The 16167-nt window shown below is 70.2% G+C and carries 14 protein-coding genes; 7 read left to right on the forward strand and 7 right to left on the reverse strand.

Annotated features, from left to right (window positions below; translation table 11 throughout):
* Nucleotide 1 precedes the first annotated feature (1 nt).
* Complete coding sequence (locus FYX01_RS10065; protein WP_150239844.1) at nucleotides 2-472, reverse strand: roadblock/LC7 domain-containing protein; 471 nt, start codon at nucleotides 470-472, stop codon at nucleotides 2-4.
* The gene (locus FYX01_RS10070) at nucleotides 472-2832 is read right to left on the reverse strand and encodes a nitrate- and nitrite sensing domain-containing protein (protein ID WP_150239846.1); all 2361 of its coding nucleotides are present in this window, start codon (nucleotides 2830-2832) and stop codon (nucleotides 472-474) included. The genes FYX01_RS10065 and FYX01_RS10070 overlap by 1 nt, the downstream gene beginning before the upstream one ends.
* A gap of 377 nt (nucleotides 2833-3209) precedes the next feature.
* Here FYX01_RS10070 and FYX01_RS10075 point away from each other — a divergent pair, with 377 nt between their 5' ends.
* Nucleotides 3210-3494, forward strand: a complete 285-nt coding sequence (locus FYX01_RS10075; RefSeq protein WP_150239848.1) for a 4a-hydroxytetrahydrobiopterin dehydratase — start codon at nucleotides 3210-3212, stop codon at nucleotides 3492-3494.
* An 84-nt stretch (nucleotides 3495-3578) separates the two neighbouring features.
* Here the strand turns inward: FYX01_RS10075 and FYX01_RS10080 are convergent, their stop codons facing one another.
* Nucleotides 3579-5207, reverse strand: coding sequence for an AMP-binding protein (locus tag FYX01_RS10080; protein WP_150239850.1), 1629 nt, complete (start codon nucleotides 5205-5207; stop codon nucleotides 3579-3581).
* A 118-nt stretch (nucleotides 5208-5325) separates the two neighbouring features.
* Here FYX01_RS10080 and FYX01_RS10085 point away from each other — a divergent pair, with 118 nt between their 5' ends.
* The 6 genes from FYX01_RS10085 to FYX01_RS10110 all read left to right on the forward strand — a co-directional run bounded on the left by FYX01_RS10085 (nucleotide 5326) and on the right by FYX01_RS10110 (nucleotide 12181).
* A complete protein-coding gene (locus FYX01_RS10085; protein ID WP_150239852.1) occupies nucleotides 5326-6354 on the forward strand; it encodes an acyltransferase domain-containing protein in 1029 nt (342 codons plus the stop codon).
* A 1042-nt stretch (nucleotides 6355-7396) separates the two neighbouring features.
* Nucleotides 7397-8386: a tyrosine-type recombinase/integrase gene (locus tag FYX01_RS10090; RefSeq protein ID WP_150239854.1), complete on the forward strand. Its 990-nt coding sequence runs from the start codon at nucleotides 7397-7399 to the stop codon at nucleotides 8384-8386.
* Nucleotides 8387-8410: 24 nt separating this feature from the next.
* Entirely contained in the window at nucleotides 8411-9226 is an 816-nt protein-coding gene (locus FYX01_RS10095; RefSeq protein WP_190394269.1) for an exodeoxyribonuclease III, read from the forward strand.
* A gap of 12 nt (nucleotides 9227-9238) precedes the next feature.
* A complete protein-coding gene (locus tag FYX01_RS10100) occupies nucleotides 9239-9997 on the forward strand; it encodes an alpha/beta fold hydrolase (protein ID WP_150239858.1) in 759 nt (252 codons plus the stop codon).
* Nucleotides 9998-10200: 203 nt separating this feature from the next.
* The gene (locus FYX01_RS10105) at nucleotides 10201-11598 is read left to right on the forward strand and encodes an amino acid permease (RefSeq protein ID WP_150239860.1); all 1398 of its coding nucleotides are present in this window, start codon (nucleotides 10201-10203) and stop codon (nucleotides 11596-11598) included.
* A gap of 70 nt (nucleotides 11599-11668) precedes the next feature.
* Nucleotides 11669-12181, forward strand: a complete 513-nt coding sequence (locus FYX01_RS10110) for a hypothetical protein (protein WP_150239862.1) — start codon at nucleotides 11669-11671, stop codon at nucleotides 12179-12181.
* Between the two features lie 109 nt (nucleotides 12182-12290).
* On the opposite strand, the gene FYX01_RS10115 is transcribed toward FYX01_RS10110, so the two are convergent.
* The 4 genes from FYX01_RS10115 to FYX01_RS10130 all read right to left on the reverse strand — a co-directional run bounded on the left by FYX01_RS10115 (nucleotide 12291) and on the right by FYX01_RS10130 (nucleotide 15972).
* On the reverse strand, nucleotides 12291-13643 hold the full coding sequence (locus FYX01_RS10115; protein WP_150239864.1) for a hypothetical protein: 1353 nt from the start codon (nucleotides 13641-13643) through the stop codon (nucleotides 12291-12293).
* A gap of 132 nt (nucleotides 13644-13775) precedes the next feature.
* Entirely contained in the window at nucleotides 13776-15011 is a 1236-nt protein-coding gene (locus FYX01_RS10120) for a site-specific integrase (RefSeq protein ID WP_190394257.1), read from the reverse strand.
* Nucleotides 15012-15069: 58 nt separating this feature from the next.
* Nucleotides 15070-15579: a hypothetical protein gene (locus tag FYX01_RS10125; RefSeq protein WP_150239868.1), complete on the reverse strand. Its 510-nt coding sequence runs from the start codon at nucleotides 15577-15579 to the stop codon at nucleotides 15070-15072.
* Nucleotides 15580-15657: 78 nt separating this feature from the next.
* Nucleotides 15658-15972 carry a hypothetical protein gene (locus FYX01_RS10130; protein WP_150239870.1) on the reverse strand — a complete coding sequence of 105 codons (315 nt, stop codon included), beginning with the start codon at nucleotides 15970-15972 and terminating at the stop codon, nucleotides 15658-15660.
* Between the last annotated feature and the right edge of the window lie 195 nt (nucleotides 15973-16167).

Below are 16167 nucleotides of genomic sequence, written 5' to 3' on the forward strand. Positions count from 1 at the left end.
CTCACCCCCCTCCGCCCCTGCCACCGCGTCGGGGCAGTGCCGACAGGTGCGGCCCCACCTGGCGCACCAGGCGGTTCACCTCGAAGGCGGCCTGGCCCATGTCGCACGTGGACGCGGCCACCAGGGCGAGCGAGGCGCCCCGTCCGGCCGCCAGCACGAAGAAGAACACGCTGTCCATCTCCACCACCGTCTGGCGCACCTCGGCGGCGCCCAGTTGCCCTCGGGCCCCGCGGGCCAGGCTGGCGAACCCCGACGCGATCGCCGCCAGGCGTTCACCGCGTTCGTGGTCCAGGTCGGGTGAGGCCGACAGCAGCAGCCCGTCCGCCGACAGCAGCAGCGCGTGCTGTGCTCCCGCCACCCGTTCCACCAGGTCGCCCAACAGCCAGTCCAGCGTCCTGACCGGAGACTGTTCCTCCGCAGCGTCAGCGTCGCTGACGCGGCCCTGCGCCGCAGCGTCCGCCATCATCGACATCACCCTTTCGCGCTCTCATCGGGGCGCGCATCGCGCGCGCCGTCCTCGTTCCACTCCCCGGACCCGGCGCGTGCGCGCAGCGTCCCGGTCTGGAAAGCACTCATCATCGACTGGATCTCCGACAGCGGTCGTTGCCCGCCGTCCTCCCCCTCATCCTCTGGCCGGGCGGTGGGAGCCGCCGGGGCGGGGGCCACGTTCTTGCGTCGCCGCCGGGGCAGGCCCTTGTAGGTCTCCTGTGTGTCCTCCACGGCCCGCACCTGTGTGGTGGTGCCCTGGGCGCCGCTCGGTTCCCCACCGGAGCGGGCGGTCTCCTCCGGCGCGGGAACCGTGTCCTGGGAGGGTTCGGGGGAGTCGGGGGTCGGTGGGGCGGAGAGGGTGCCCGTCCCGCCCGCGGACGCGCCCGCGATGTCCAGGCGCCGGTGCGGTCCCGTCGCCTCCACCGCGCGCGGGTGCTGGGGTTTGGAGACCAGTAGCCGCTCCGGCACGATGACGACCGCGCGTGTGCCCTGGGAGGCCGAGGCCCGCAGTGTCACCTCGAATCCGTGCCGTGCCGCGATCGTGGCCACCACGAACAGTCCCAGCTGTGAGTCCTCGCGCATCGTGGCCAGGTCGAACCGGGGCGGGTCCGACAGCAGCACGTTCGCCGCCTCCAGCTGGGTCTCGGTCATCCCCAGTCCGCGGTCCTCCACCTCCAGCGCGTAGCCGCCGTCCTCAACGGCCCGGCCCCGCACCATCACCTCCGTGCCCGGAGGGGAGAACGACGTGGCGTTCTCCAACAGCTCCGCCAGCAGCCGTACCGCGTCCGAGCCCACCTCGCCGCGCAGTGCCACCTGGGGCAGCGCCAGCATGTGCACCCGGGTGTAGTCCTCGATCTCGCTCGCCGCCGCACGGACCGCCTCGTGTAGCAGCACCGGCCCCAGGCCCCGCCGTACCGGGGCGTCCCCGCTCAGCAGCATGAGGTTCTCGGCGTTGCGCCGCAGCTGGGTGCTGAAGTGGTCGATGCGAAAGAGCGCCTCCAGCACCTTGGGGTCGGTCTCGCCGCGTTCCAGGGTGTCCAGCAGTCCCAGCTGCCGGTGTACCAGGGCCTGGGTGCGCCGGGCGATGTTGCGGAACATGTTGCGCACGCCCGCGCGTACCTGCGCCTCCTCCACGGCGGCCGCCACCGCCGCGCGCTGGGCGTCGTTGAAGGCCTCGGCCACCTGTCCGATCTCGTCGCTGCGTTCCACGTGCAGCCGGGGCACCTCGGCGTCCACGTCCACGCTGCCGCCCACGCGCAGCCGTGCGGTCACCTCCGGCAGGCGTACCCGTGCGTGTTCCAGGGTGGCCGTGCGCAGGTCCTGCAGCCGTCGTCCCAGCCGCTGGGTGCCGCCCACCGCCACGGCCGAGGAGGCCAGTGCCGCGACCAGGGCGGGCACGCTCATCAGCAGGACGCTGTTGCGCAGTTCCGTGGACTGGGTGTGGCTGAAGGCGATGACGTGGTCGACCTGGTCCTGTTCGACGCCGCGCATGCGTGCGTCCACGGCCTCGGCGGCGCCCTGCCAGGCGGTGGCGTTGACCGGGATGGTGTCGGTGCCCCGGATGGGCATGGCGATGATGCTCGCCTGGAGCTGGTAGATGCGCTGCAGGACGGAGTAGGACTCCAGCATCACGTACTCCTCGCCGTCCTCCTCGCTCAGTTCCGCGCCGACACGGTCCCAGGTGTAGTGCTGGGCTCCGGCGGCCGCGGCGAACTGGGCGTGGGCCTGGGAGGAGAAGGTGTTGGTGGCCACCGCGTGGGCCAGCACGGTGTCCTGTTGGTTGAGGAGCTCGCGGGTGCGCATCAGTGAGGTCAGGGAGCGCAGGTGGGGTACCTGTGCGGGGTCGGCGCGTTCGACCTGGGCGTCCCACACGCGCAGACCCTGCTCGATGATCTCGGTGTAGACGGCGGCGGTGTTCCCCAGGCTGAGCCCGGAGGGGAAGGTGACGTCCACCCGGGCGCGGTGGGCGCCGAGCCGGTTGAGTGCCTTCTGGAAGTCCACGGCCTGTTCGGGCAGGTCCCCGCCGTCGAACCCCTCGAGGTTCTGCCTGAGGGTCTCCACGGCCGCGTCGGTCTGTTGCCGGGTGTGGTTCAGGGAGATGGCGGCGCTTCTGGAGCCGCGGGCGGAGTCCATGGTGGCGCGTCGTTCGCGTTGCAGGGCGCCGATGGCCTCGACGACGGGGGTGCCGACCTGTTCGGTGAGGGCGGCGGTGGTGCGTAGTTCGTCGATGTCGTTGACCAGCAGGACGGTGAAGGCGGACCACAGGACGAGCAGCACGGTGCTGGGGATGAGGACCAGCGTGATCATGCGGGCGCGAAGCGACCGGCGCTTCTGGTGGGGCATGGGCTCGCTTCCGGGGGCAGAGGCGGGCGTTGCCTGGGAGGCGTCCGCCGGGTGGGGGAGGGCCGGAGTTCCCCAGAGTGAACCGCTCTGCGGGGGATTTCGCAAGCCTGCGAGGTGGGCTCGGGCCGATGGGGGAGGGGTTTGCGCAGGTCAGGGCGCGGGCCTCAGCTTGGTAACACGGACCTACTAAGGATCTACGTAGTAAAGGTGGGCGTTTTTTTCTGTCAAAACACAACAAGAAGATCTGAGGAGCGGCTCCGCCGCACCGACCACCCGAAAACCGGTTCCGAGCGTGATCGGACAGCTCACCGGGGGTAGGTAGCTCCGGGAACACCCACTACGGACCACACGACCGGCCACGGGGGAGAGGAGCCACCATGAAGCTCACCGAGGACCAGCTCCGGGACGGCCTCACCCGGCTCAACGACTGGGAACTGGACCCCGACACACCCGCCATCCGCCGCACTGTCCGCCTGCCCGACTTCTCCGCCGCCATCGCCCTGGTCAACGAGATCGCCCAGGCCGCCGAGCAGGCCGACCACCACCCCGACATCGACATCAGGTACAACACCCTGCACCTGGCCCTGAGCACCCACTCCGAGGGGGCCGTCACCGACAAGGACATGACCCTGGCCGCGCGCGTGGACGAACTCGTCCCCTGACCGGTCGGCGGGCATCCGCCCGTCCACGCCCCCGGTGCCACCGCACCGCCCGCGGTGGAGGCGGGGGAGCGGGAACGCACGCGCTCACCGCAGGCGGGCCCGCCGCATCTTGCCCGAGGCCGTCCTGGGCAACTCGTCCACGAAGTCCACCACCCGCGGGGCCGCGTGCTCGGCGATCCGGTCGCGCACCCACTCCTGGAGCTCCCCGGCCAGTTCGGGGGCCGAGTCCCGGCCCGGGGCCAGGACCACACGGGCGCCGATGACCTGGCCGGCGAGCTCGTCGGGGATGGAGTAGACCCCGCACTCCTCCACGGCCGGGTGGGCGTTGAGCACCGACTCCACCTCGGTGGGACCGATCCGGTAGCCGTAGGTCAGGATCGCGCCGTCGTCACGGGTGGAGAAGAACAGGGACCCCTCGCGGTCCCGGATCCCGGTGTCCCCGGTCAGGTAGTAGGCGTGGTCGGGGGTGAAGCGTACCTGTGAGGCGCTCTCGTGGCCGACGTAGCCGTCGAACCATGCCAGCGGGCTGTTCGCCAGGTCCACCGCGATGCGTCCGTAGGTGCCCGGGGGAGCGGGGTCGTCGGAGATGGCCTCCAGGACCTCGATCCGCCAGCCGGGCAGCGCGGGGCCGATCGATCCGGGCGGCGGGGCGACGTCCTGGCCGGTGTCGCCGTTGGGGATGCCCACGCACCAGCCCAGTTCGGTCTGCCCGTAGTGGTCGCGTACCGGCACGCCGAAGATGTCGGTGACCCAGTCGATGACGTCGGGGGTCAGGGGTTCTCCGGCGCTGGCCAGGCTCTGGACCATCACCTCGGGGGGCAGCGTCTTGGTGGCGGCGCGCAGGGTGCGGTAGGTGGTGGGGTCGGTGGCCAGGCTGGTGACGCCGTGGACGCCCAGTACGTCGAGGGTGAGTTCGGGGTCGAAGAACCCGGCGCGCAGGGCCAGGGAGTTGTGCCCGGCGAGCAGGGGCGAGATGAGGCCGTGGTAGAGGCCGTAGGCGGAGCCGGGGTCGGCGGTGTTCCAGTACACGTCGTCGTCCTGCACGCCCAGGCCGTAGTGGTGGTAGGCGTGCATGGCGGCCAGGGCGCGTACGGGTACGCGTACGCCGCGGGGCGGGCCGATGACGCTGGAGACGTAGACGATGGCGAGTAGGCCGTCGCCGCCGACCGCGGTGTCGGGGAGGGGTGTCGCGGTGGCGCCGCGTTCGGTGAGGTCGACCAGGGTGTGGTCGCCCTCGCGCAGGGGGTGGGTGCCGGTGGTGGCGATGTGCGGGGTGGGGGAGGGGGCCGTGTCGGGGCCGGGGTCGAGTTTGTTGCGGTACTCGGCGTCGCACACGATCAGGCGGGCGTGGGAGTCGGTGAGGCGCTCGGTGATGGCGGAGGGGGCGAGGGAGGAGAGCAGGGGGACCAGGACGGCTCCCAGGCGCCAGGTGGCCAGGGCGGTGACGGTGAGGTCGGTGCCCTTGGGGATGAGGGTGGCGACGCGGTCGCCGGTGGTGATGCCCAGGTCGGCGAGTCCGGCGGCGAGGGCGCGGGAGCGTTCGGTGAGTTCGCCGAAGGTGAGGGTGGTCGCGGCCAGGGTGGGGCCGATTTCGGTGGTGGCGGTGGTGTGGGGGGTGTGGCGGTCGCAGAGGAGGTGGGCCACCGATGTGGTGGGTGTGTCGTAGGTGGCGATCCAGTCGCGGACGTGGTGCGCCGGGTCGTGCACGGGCATCGGTGGTGGTCCTCGTTTTCGGTTGGTGGGGTGGTGTTGGTGGGTTACGTCAACACTATGCCCACTTGTGAGGCTGGCCTCACTGGCGCGTGCTGTGGTGGTTGGCCATGATGTGGGGATGGACAGCGTCGCGGTGGTGGAACGGTTCGGCTTGGGTGCGGATGTGCGTGTGTGGTTGGAGGAGGCGGAGCGGTTGCCGGAGCCGGTGAGGGCTCTGGAGGTTCCGGTGGGGGCTGAGGCGGCTCGGGTGTTGGATCTGTTCGCGTTGGATGCGGTGGATCGGGCCGAGGTGGAGTCGTTGTGGCCGGGTTCGGGTGCGCCGTGGGGGGAGTGGCCGCCGGAGTTGTGGCATCTGGTGGGGTGCATGTACCGGCGGTTGTGCGCGGACGCGGATCTGCCGGTGGGTCGGTGGCGGGATTGGCCGGCGTTGGTGGAGGTGGAGGATCCGCGGGTGCGGGCGGCGTCGTTGTGGGCGTTCGCGGCGCGGGTGCCGGCGCAGTTCGAGGCGCATGGGGCGTTGGGTGTGGATCGGTCGGTGACGGTGGCGACGTTGGCCGATGTGGGTGTGCAGGTGGCGCGGTCGCGTCGGATGTTCGGTCGGTTGGGTGTGGAGACGGCGGCGTGGGTGGCCGCGCAGTTCCGTGGGCGCCTGTACTGGTTGGGTGGGTTGCAGTTCGAGCCTGGTGTGTTGGTGGATGGGGGCGGTGTGGAGTGGTTTTCGGAGGTGGAGGCGGCGGGGCTGGGTCCGGGGATGGGTCGGGGGGATATGGCTCTGCGGGTGCACATTCCCACGGGTGGGTTGGATCCGGTGTCGGTGGATGGTGCGTTGGGTCGGGCTCGGGGGTTCGCCCGGGAGCATTTGGGGTTTGATCCGGTGGTGGCCACGTGTACGTCGTGGTTGTTGGATCCGCAGTGGGGTGAGGTGTTGGGGGAGGGGTCCAACATCGTGCGGTTCCAGCGTCGGTTCACGTTGGTGGGTGAGGGGCAGCCGGGGGAGTCGGATGTGTTCCGGTTCGTTTTCGGGATGCCGGTGGTGGATGTGGGGGCGGCGCCGAGGCGGACGCGGTTGGAGCGTGCGGTGGTGGAGCGGTTGGAGTCGGGGGGTTCGTGGCGGGTGCGTACGGGGTGGTTGCGGTTGCCGGAGTAGGTTCTGGTTCAGATGGTCATGGGTGTGGGTCTGTGAGGAGGGGTGTCGTGGGGGCATCCGACACCTCTACTTGACATAATGTGCATTATCGGCGTTTTGGTGTGGGGGTTAGGGAAGGGGTTGTGGAGGTCTTGCGGCCGTGCGTTGTGCGTGGTTTCCGCTCGGGTCGGGCGTTGGGTGTTGGTGTGGGCTGACGGGGCTGGTGTGTCCGGGCCGGGTGCTCGGCGTCGGAGCGATTGAGTCGGTGCGGGCTGGTGGTGTCCACCGGGTCGGTTCTCGTGTGCTGGCCTGCTCGTGTGCTGGCCTGGTTGCTCGGTCTCGCCGTCTCGGGTTCGTGTGCGGTGTGTGCCTGTCGGGCTGTGTCCTGGTGTTGTGGCTGTTCAGGGCTGTGTATCCGGCCGGGTCGGCTGGCGGGCGCCGCTGTGCGGGGTGTGCGTGCGGGTGTCTCGGGGTGGTCCCCCGGTGTTCGTGGTGGGTGGGCCCGGTCGTGAGGGTGGCTCGCCGGCGTGAGGCTTCGGGGGGCGGGGTCTCGGCCTCCTCGCGCTCGCGGGATGCCGGTTCTCTCCATGTTTCATGCATAAACCGTGTTATGCATGACTTTGTAGGTTTCTGTGTTCTTATGCACGTTTTGTGTGTTCGGATGGATGCTCCCGGCTCCGCGTGCGCCCACTCCCCGGCCGCCTCGGTGCTGCTGGTGCCCGGTGCCCTGGTGCGCCCTCCGCCGCCCGTCGCCGGGCTGTCCGTGCCCGGTGTGCGCCCCGGGGGCGCCCGTGGGCTCCACGCCCACTCCCCCGCCCCGCCGGGGCCACGCGCCACCGGTTGTCACCCAGGGTTGTGGGAATGTCGCGTTTTGTGCATGCGTCGTGTGCGGCGGTGCTCCGTCCCCGTGGGGACGTGGGCGCGCGGGTCGGGGGCGCCCCTCTCCCCCGTGCGTGCCCCCGCCCCGGTGCTCGTCCTTCCTGTGCCCCGCTCCCCCGCCCACGGTGTGCGAATCCCGACGGCGGGCGGTGGAAGTGCCTGCGGGATCGGGGATGCTGTGGGTATGAGTGGTCAGACGGGTCCTGTGGTCGAGGCTGTTGAGCAGTATCTGGTGGCGCGTCGGGCGGCCAAGCCCTCCCCCCACACGGTGGCCGCCTACCGGCGTGATCTGCACGGGGTGTTGGAGTGTGTGGCCCAGGTGAGGGGCGTGGGGCCCGAGCGGGTGGTGTGGGCGGATCTGGGGGCGCCGGTGTTGCGGGCGGCGTTCGCGGAGTTCGCTACCGAGCGGGCGGCTTCGAGTGTGTTGCGGGCCTGGTCGACGTGGAACGGGTTCTTCGCGTTCTGGGTGTCGGAGCAGGTGGTGGCGGGCAATCCGATGTCGGCGGTGCCGCGGCCCCGGGTGCGGCCTTCGTCTCCCAAGCCGTTGATGGGTGAGGACACCCCTGAGCGGTTGTTGGAGGCGTTGGCGCGGGGGGCGCGTAAGGCGCGTGATCCGTGGCCGGAGCGGGATCTGGCGGTGCTGGCCCTGGCGTTGCTGACGGGGATGCGTTCGGCGGAGATGCTCGCGCTGCGGGTGGAGTCGGTGGGTGGTCGTTCGGGTGAGCGGCGTATCCGTGTGGTGGGCAAGGGCGGGGGTGAGCGGGTCCTGCCGATCGAGGTGCCGTTGGAGGCGTTGTTGGAGGCCTATCTGGTCTCGCGGCGTGAGCGGTTCGGGGTGGTGCGGGGGGCGGATCCGTTGTTGGTGGACAACCGGGGCCAGGGGTTGCGGCGGGGCGGGCTGCAGTACCTGGTCAAGCAGTGTTACCGGCATGCGGGGGTGCATGACCGGGTGGCGCGGGGGACGTTGGTGCATGCGTTGCGTCATACCTTCGCGACGCGGTTGGCGGAGGACGGGGCCTCGGTCACCGAGATCATGCATTTGCTGGGGCATGCGTCGGTGGCTTCCTCGCAGGCCTATATCGAGGTGACGGCTCGGGCGCAGCGGGAGGCGGCTTCGTCCAACCGGACCTATGGGGTGTTGCGGCGTCTGGTGGCCGAGGGCGGAGGTGGTTGAGGTGTGGCTAGGCTTTGCCCTGTGATGACGAGTGCTGTGACGGTGTCGAGTGTCAATGTGAACGGTCTGCGGGCCGCGGCGAAGAAGGATCCGGGGTTCGTGGGGTGGTTGGCCTCGACCGAGGCTGACGTGGTGTGTTTGCAGGAGACGCGGGCTGAGGCCGACCAGTTGCCCGCTGGGGTGGTGGAGCCTGAGGGGTGGCATGTGGTGTTGGCTCCGGCGTCGGTGCGGGGTCGTGCGGGGGTGGCGGTGTACTCGCGCGAGGAGCCTGATGGTGTGCGGGTGGGGTTCGGTCATGCCGAGTTCGAGGATTCGGGCCGGTATGTGGAGGTGGATCTGGGTGGGGTGACGGTGGCGAGTTTGTATCTGCCCTCGGGTGAGGTGGGTACGGAGCGTCAGTTGGAGAAGGAGCGTTTCATGGAGGCGTTCCTGCCCTATCTGGTCAGGCGTCGCCGGGAGGTGTGTGACCAGGGGCGTGAGTTGGTGGTGTGCGGGGACTGGAACATCGCGCACGCCGAGGTGGATCTGAGGAACTGGCGCAACAACCGGAGGAAGGCGGGGTTCCTGCCGCAGGAGCGTGCGTGGTTGTCGCGGGTCTTCGACGAGGCCGGGTACGTGGACGTGGTCCGGGCGTTGCATCCGGAGCGGGAGGGGCCCTACACGTGGTGGTCCTATCGGGGTCGGGCCTTTGACAATGACACGGGGTGGCGGATCGATCTGCAGGTGGCTACGCCGGGGTTGGCCGCGCGTGCCGTGTCGGCGCGGGTGGAGCGTGCGGCGGAGCACGGGTTGCGTTGGTCTGATCATGCTCCGGTGACGGTGCGCTACGGGGCGCGGTAGGAGGAGGCGTTCATGGGTGTGCCGATTGTTCTGGTGCATGGGTTGCGGTTGTCGGGGAGTATGTGGCGTCCGCAGGTGGAGTTGTTGGAGGCTCAGGGGTGCACGGTGGTGGCGCCTGATCTTCCTGGGCACGGTTCGCGGCGTGGGGAGGAGTTCTCGCTGGGGGGTGCGGTGGATGCGGTGTTGGAGGCGATCGATGGTGTGGGTGGTCGTGCGCTGTTGGTGGGGTTGAGTCTGGGCGGGTTCGTGTCGATCGCGACGGCGGGTGCGGCTCCGGATCGGGTGGCGGGGCTGGTGGCGGCTGGGTGTACGGCCAAGCCCGCGCAGTTGTTGGCGCAGTTGTACCGGATTCCGGCGGTGTTGATGGATCGGTTGCCGGACCGGGGTGCGGCGGTCAATGAGCGTTTTCACCGGTTGACGTTGCGTGATGGTGCAGCGGAGGCGGTGTTGGACGGCGGTTTGGCGGTGGAGGCGGCCACGGCGGTGATCGACGCGGTCTCGGAGATGGATGTGTTGTCGGCGTTGTCGGCGTATCCGGGGCCGGTGTGGTTGATCAACGGGTCGCGGGACCACTTTCGGATTCATGAGAAGCGGTTCTTTGACACGTGTGCGGATGGTCGGTTGGTGAATGTGCCGCGTGCGGGGCACATGGTGAGTTTGGATCAGCCGGTGAATTTTTCGCGGATCGTGGCTGATGCGGCTGAGGTGGTGGGTGTGCGTGAGCTGGCTCGGTTGCGGGAGTTGCGTGAGGTGGAGGCCGAGGAGGGTTGAGGTGTGGGCGCCCGGGAGGGGGTGGGGGTGTGGTGGCCCTCACCTCCTCTTTTTGTGTGTTCGGGTGGGGTGGTCGGGTGTTCGGGGGGTGAGGTGTGCCTAGGGTTGGCCGGGTGGCAGGCAGTGCGATGCCGCCCTCGGGGGCGGCCAACGAGACGAGTGCCTCCGGTGCGGGGCTGGCCCATTCGCTGCGGCGGCGTCACATGGCGCTGATCGCGATCGGCGGTTCGGTGGGCGCCGGGTTGTTCATCGGTTCGGGTTCGGTGATCCGGTTGGCGGGTCCGGCCGCGGTGCTCTCCTATGTCCTGGCCGGTGCGTTGGTGTTCTTCACCCTGCGTGCCCTGGGTGAGATGGTGGTGGCGGTTCCCGCGGGCGGGTCCTTCTCCGACTACGCCCGTCTGGCTTTTGGTCCTCGTGCCGGTTTCACCATCGGTTGGGTGTACTGGTGGATGTACGCGGTGTTGGTGGCCGCTGAGTCGGTGGCCGGTGCGACCATTCTGGGTCAGTGGGTGCCGGGTGTTCCCGGGTGGGCGTTGGCGTTGTTGGTGTTGTTGTCGATGACGGCGGCCAACCTGGTCTCGGTGCGTGTCTTCGCGGAGACCGAGTCGTTCTTCTCCCTGGTCAAGGTGGCCACGATCGTGGCGTTCCTGTTGGTCGGTGGCCTGTGGGCGTTGGGGTTGTGGAGTGGTTCGGGCGGTTCTGGTGTGGCCAATCTGTGGCAGCACGGCGGGTTCGTGCCCAACGGGTGGGTCTCGGTGCTGGCGGCCACGGTGGTGGTGCTCTTCGCCTTTGGCGGGGTGGAGATCATTACTGTTGCCGCTGGTGAGAGTGCGGAGCCTGAGCGGAGTGTGGCTTCGGCGATCACCAATGTGCTCTGGCGGATCGGGTTGTTCTATGTGGCTTCGATCCTGGTGGTGGTGATGGTGTTGCCGTGGGACACCGTGGAGCCGGGGCGTAGTCCGTTCGTGGCCGTGATGGAGCGTGTGGGGGTGCCCGGGGCGGCGCTGATCATGGAGATCGTGGTGCTCGTCGCGGTGTTGAGTGTGCTCAACGCGGCGATGTACACCTCTTCCAGGATGTTGTTCACCCTGACGCGGCAGGGTGATGCTCCTGGTGCGTTGCGTGGGACCAACCGTCGGGGTGTGCCGGTGCGGGCGATCCTGTTGGGCACGGTGGTGGGCTATGCCGCGGTGGTGGCCGACTACCTGTGGCCTGACCGGGTGTTCGCGTTCCTGGTGGCTTCGATCGGTGCGATCCTGCTGGTCTTGTTCTTGACCATCTGCGCCTCGCAGTTGGTGGTGGGGGCGCGGGTGCGCAGGCGTGAGCCTGAGCGGTTGACCTTGCGTATGTGGGGGTTTCCGTACCTGACGTGGGTGGTGTTGCTTGGTCTGGTGACGGTTTTCGCGGCGATGGCGGTGTTGCCCGACCAGCGTCAGGCGTTGGCGGCGTCGGTGGGGTCGGTGCTGGTGGTGTTGGTGGCCTATGAGCTGCGGCGCCGGTGGGGTGCCGGGGCGCCCAGTGACCGGGTGCTGCGTGTGCCGGGCCGTGCGGGTGCTGAGGGTTTGCGCCGTGGTGGAGGAGGGTGGCGACGGTGTCGGTAATGGTGGGATGTCGTGCTGAAGATCGTTTTTGCCGCTAAGGTGCTGCGCAACCCCTGAGAGGAGCACCCCTGTGCGACATTTCGTCGGTTTTTTGTCCGGTTTGATTGTGGGGCCCGTGCTGGTGCTGGTGACGGGGTGGGCGTTCTCCCACCTTCGTGGCCTGCACACCGCGGGTTTGGGCGTGTTGCAGGGAGCGGGTCCCCTGGCGGTGGCGGGGCTGGTGGGTGTGGGCCTGCTGGTGGCGCTGGCCGCGGTCCCTGCGCGGCTGACACCGATGCTGCCCTTCGCGATGGCGTTGACGGTGGGGGCGTTGAGCGCGGTGTCGCTGGTGCGGATGCACCTGTTGGAGCGGTTGCCGCAGGTGCCCGGGACGGAGGGCGCTCTGGTGCTGTTGCCGTTGGGGGTGTTCGTTCCGCTCGTGGTGGTGCTGTTGGCCCCCCTGTTCGTGGGTGGGCGCTGGCGCCGGGGGCGGGAGGGCGAGGGTTCCACGGAGGAGGAGGAGTACTTCGAGGGCCTGTACGGCGACGACGAGGAGGGTGCTCGGTCGGCGTCGGCGGCCCGGGCGGCACGGCACCGCGTCTGAGGGCGGATCCGGCCCGGGTGGTCCCTGTGTTCTCGGTGCGCGGGGGGTGCCCGGGCCGGTGCGGTGTGGGCGCTGTGGGGCGCTGGCCTGGGGGTGGGGTGGCCGGCTCTCAGCGCCAGGTGGGTCCCCAGTTGGCGCTTTTGGACACTCCCCGGGGCAGGGGTGGCAGGAATCCGTTGCCGGAGGCGCTGGTCGGGTCGGGTTCTGGGGGGTTCTGGTGGAGGGGTTCGGGTGCGGGCTCTGCGGCGGGTGGGGCCGGTGGAGGCGGGGTGGTGGGGATCTGGGGCGTGGGGGCGGGGGTGTCCTCGGGCAGGAAGTTGCGTACCCGGTGGGGCTGGGGTGTGTCCTCGTTCTGTAGGACCACCGGTTCGGGCAGGGGCGGGTGGTCCTGTTGGGTTTCGGCGCTGGGGATGGCGGGTTCGGCCGGGGCGACGCGTTCCCACCACCGGGCCGCTTCCTCGGTGTCCAGTTCCGCTTCCACCTCCAGCCAGCCGCGTACCTGGGGGTGGCGGCGTGCGGCGTTCCAGGAGCGGGGGTAGGGCTGTTCGTCCAGGATCAGGACGTGTTCGCCGTCGATGGTGGGGATCTGGGCGGGTAGGCCCTCGTTCCACACCCAGGTGCCGTCGTGGGCGACCAGGTTCCACCAGCCGCGTACGGTCTGGGCTTGCGGGTCGGGGGGTCCGTCGCGGAAGGCGGTGACCCAGCGCGGGTCGGGGGGGTCTCCGTGCAGGCCCTGGCGTTCGGGGCCGATGAGGGCGTCGGCGAGCAGGGTGTGGAGTTGGGAGTTGTCGCCGATGCCGTCGAAGAGGACGCGGAAGGCGCGTCCGGAGTGGCGGTCCATGACCAGGGCGTTGGTGGCTTCGGTCATGTGGAGTAGGGCGCGGACCTCGTCGAACTCGGTGAGCAGGTCGCTGAGTTGGTTGGCGATGGCGACGAGTTCGGCGTGCAGGGAGGGGGTGCGGCGTAGGTGGGCGCGCACGCCGGGTTCGCTGAGCATGGTTTTGGCGGCCAGGCCGTGGCGGCGGATGGTCCACCAGCACATGGTGGCGCTGGGTGCGTCGGGGCCCAGGTCGGTGGCGACGCGGGTTTCGGCGTCGGCGGTGATGGTGTCGGGGTCGGGTGGGGTGCCGCCGCCGGTGCGTTCCCAGGCGCGTGCGAAGACGATGGCGCCCTTGCCCATGGTGTGTGCGCGGTGGAGGATTTCCACGCCGGTGGGGCCGGGGTCGGTGCCCATTTCGACCAGGGCTCCGGCGACCACGGACAGGTCGGCGATGATGCCGGGGGCGGCGTGGTCTCCGGACAGGAGGGGGGTCAGGGCTTCCAGGGCGAGTTCGCGTTCGGCGACGGGGATCTGGGAGGCCAGGAGGTAGACCTTGTGGACTGCTGTGGGGAAGTGTTGGGGGTCGGTGGCCACGGAGGCGTCGATCAGTTCTTGGAATGCCGCGCGAAACTCGTCGACCATAGGTCCGTCCCCTTTCTTACGCAACCAACCTAATGTCTCATCAGGGCAGGATCGCACTTTAACGGGTGTTTTCGAGTACTGCTGGTGTGTTTGTTGACAAGCTGAGACACCAGAGTTGCTGTGGGGGTTCGGTCACAGGCCCAGGTGGGTGACGGCGTTGTCCTCCAGCGGGTTGGCGGTGCGGATGTAGTCGTGCACCGTGCGCGGGTTGGTCCACCGTCCCTGGCGCATGATCTCGCGGTCGCTGGCCCCGCCCAGCGCCGCCTGGGTGGCGAAGCCGGACCTGAGGGAGTGTCCGCCGAAGTCGTCGGGGTTGAGTCCGGCGCGGCGGGCGTAGCGTTTGACCAGCTCGCCCACGGCCCGGCCCGACATCGCCCGTGGGGCGATGTGGCCGTGCTGGTCCACGGCGGGCAGGAGCGGGCGCCCGGATCCGTCGCGCAGGTCGGTGCCGTGCCAGTCGCGGCACAGGTGTGTGAGCGGGGCGTTGGTGTCTGGTTGCGCCAGCAGGGCGCGTACCGCCCGGGTGCCGCCCTGGTGGTGGGTCTGGAGCAGGTGGGACCAGTCGGCGAGGGCGCACACCGGGCAGGTGTGGCGGTGGCGTCCCCGGGGCAGGGCCACCACCTGGCCGTAGCGGTCCTCCTGGTCGGTCTTGGTGGGGCCCAGGCGTACCACCAGTGCGGGGGCGCCGGTGGAGGCGTCGGTGCGTACCGTGACGTCGTCGAAGGTGAGCGAGGCCAGCTCGGTGCGGCGTAGGGCTCCGGCGAATCCGGTCAGCAGCAGCAGGGTGTCGCGTCGCCGGGCCACGCCCTGGGGGTGGCCGGGGTCGGGGCGTACCGCCAGGAGGGCTTCCAGGGTGGCCAGTACCACCGGGTCCTTGCGGCGTGGGCGGGCCTTGCGGGTGCGGCGGATGCCGCGCATGGTCATGCGTACCACTTCGGCGCGGGTGGGTGATTCCAGGCCGTGGGCGCCGTGGACGGCGGCGATCGCGGCGGCGCGCCGTTCGATGCTGGAGGGGGCCAGGGCCCAGGCGGTGTCGTCGGGGGTGCGGGTCTGGGCGCAGGAGGCCAGGTACACGGCCACGTCCACCGGGTCCGCGGGCAGGGACTGGCGGTGTTCGGCCAGGCACCAGGCGGTGAAGGAGGTCCAGTCGGTGCGGTAGGCGCGCAGGGTGTTGGGTGATTGGGCGTTGGCCAGGTAGCGGCCCAGGGTCTGGGCCTGCTCGGTGTCGAAGCGTTCACGTACCTGGGCCAGGGCGCGGGTGTCGACCAGGACGCTGTGGGTGGTGTGTTGCAGGCGGGCGCGTACGGGTTCGGGGAGGGCGCCTTCGTCGATGGGTGGGGTGTGGTGGGTGGGTCGGGGTGTGTTCACGGTTATCCATGATGGCCCAGGACGGGGCGTGGGCATGGCAGGTGGGGTCGTGCGGGTGTCAGGGTCCCAGGAGGTGTGTGCGAAGAGCGTCCCACAGTTCGGGGGGCGGCATGATCCACAGCAGGGGCAGCGCCGCGGCCGCCAGGGCGACGGTGAAGCCGATCGCGGCGATCTTGCGGCGCAGTACCAGCGCGGTCAGGGCTGAGACGGCCGGGACCGCCAGGGCCAGGACCAGGAACCAGACCAGGGCGTCGCCGATCGCGTCCACGTTGGTCTGCGGTGGCGGGGCGGCGGGGTCCTGGGCGCGCAGGGCCGCTTCCTGCAGGTCCATGGCCACGAACAGCAGGTGGGCCAGGGCCAGTGGGGTGCCCAGTGCCCACAGCAGGGCCAGGGCCACCCACAGGGCGGTGATCCTGCGGTCGGGTGGGTCGGTGACCACCACCGGGGTGCGGCTGATCCGCTCCCTTGGGGCGTGTTGGGCCGTGCCCGCCTGTTCGGTGCCCGCCCGGGGCGTGGGGGCGGTGTCGGCCTGTGGGGCCTTGCGGCGCTTGCGTTTCTTGGGTGACACGCCGGTAGCCTACCGTCGCTGGTGTGGGGTTGTGGGCCCTGCGTGCCGCTTCCCGCATCGGTGTGGGGGGCGGGAGTTTCAGGTGGTCAGGTGCAGGACGGTGACGAAGACCACCGGCCACACCAGCAGGGCCAGTGACCACAGGGCTGCTTTGCGGTCTCCGGCGACGGTGGCCACGGCGGCCGCCAGGAAGGGGATGCCCACGGCGGCGCCGAAGGCCAGGGTGAACCATTCGGCGGCCGAGCCGGAGTGGGCGACGGCGGTCAGACCCCGTAGGTAGCCCACCGGGCCCAGGACCAGGGCGAACAGGGCCAGTAGGGCGATGACGACGCGGATGCCGGTGGGGTGGCGGGTGTTGCGGCCGCCGCCGGGGGCGGAGGGTCGTTCGGACACGGGGGCCGGGGTGCCTTTCGAGGACGGGTGGCGGGCCAGGGCGAAGGGGCGCCCGCGCCGCGGGGTGCGGGCGGTGGGGCCGTCGCACGCGCGTGGCGCCCGCCCGGGTGCGCGGTGGCGTCCGGGTCGGGTGTGGTGCTGTGTAAAACGTACTCCACCCGGCGGGTGTCCGGAACCGGTGGCCGGGGTCAGGGG

Origin of the sequence: Nocardiopsis quinghaiensis (genome assembly GCF_008638365.1) — a bacterium.
Lineage (GTDB): Bacteria > Actinomycetota > Actinomycetes > Streptosporangiales > Streptosporangiaceae > Nocardiopsis > Nocardiopsis quinghaiensis.

Bases quoted from the DNA above. Each gene is read 5' to 3' on its own strand.
- FYX01_RS10065 (WP_150239844.1), bottom strand. From the start codon at position 472: ATGTCGATGATGGCGGACGCTGCGGCGCAGGGCCGCGTCAGCGACGCT.
- FYX01_RS10070 (WP_150239846.1), bottom strand. From the start codon at position 2,832: ATGCCCCACCAGAAGCGCCGGTCGCTTCGCGCCCGCATGATCACGCTG.
- FYX01_RS10075 (WP_150239848.1), top strand. From the start codon at position 3,210: ATGAAGCTCACCGAGGACCAGCTCCGGGACGGCCTCACCCGGCTCAAC.
- FYX01_RS10080 (WP_150239850.1), bottom strand. From the start codon at position 5,207: ATGCCCGTGCACGACCCGGCGCACCACGTCCGCGACTGGATCGCCACC.
- FYX01_RS10085 (WP_150239852.1), top strand. From the start codon at position 5,326: ATGGACAGCGTCGCGGTGGTGGAACGGTTCGGCTTGGGTGCGGATGTG.
- FYX01_RS10090 (WP_150239854.1), top strand. From the start codon at position 7,397: ATGAGTGGTCAGACGGGTCCTGTGGTCGAGGCTGTTGAGCAGTATCTG.
- FYX01_RS10095 (WP_190394269.1), top strand. From the start codon at position 8,411: ATGACGAGTGCTGTGACGGTGTCGAGTGTCAATGTGAACGGTCTGCGG.
- FYX01_RS10100 (WP_150239858.1), top strand. From the start codon at position 9,239: ATGGGTGTGCCGATTGTTCTGGTGCATGGGTTGCGGTTGTCGGGGAGT.
- FYX01_RS10105 (WP_150239860.1), top strand. From the start codon at position 10,201: ATGGCGCTGATCGCGATCGGCGGTTCGGTGGGCGCCGGGTTGTTCATC.
- FYX01_RS10115 (WP_150239864.1), bottom strand. From the start codon at position 13,643: ATGGTCGACGAGTTTCGCGCGGCATTCCAAGAACTGATCGACGCCTCC.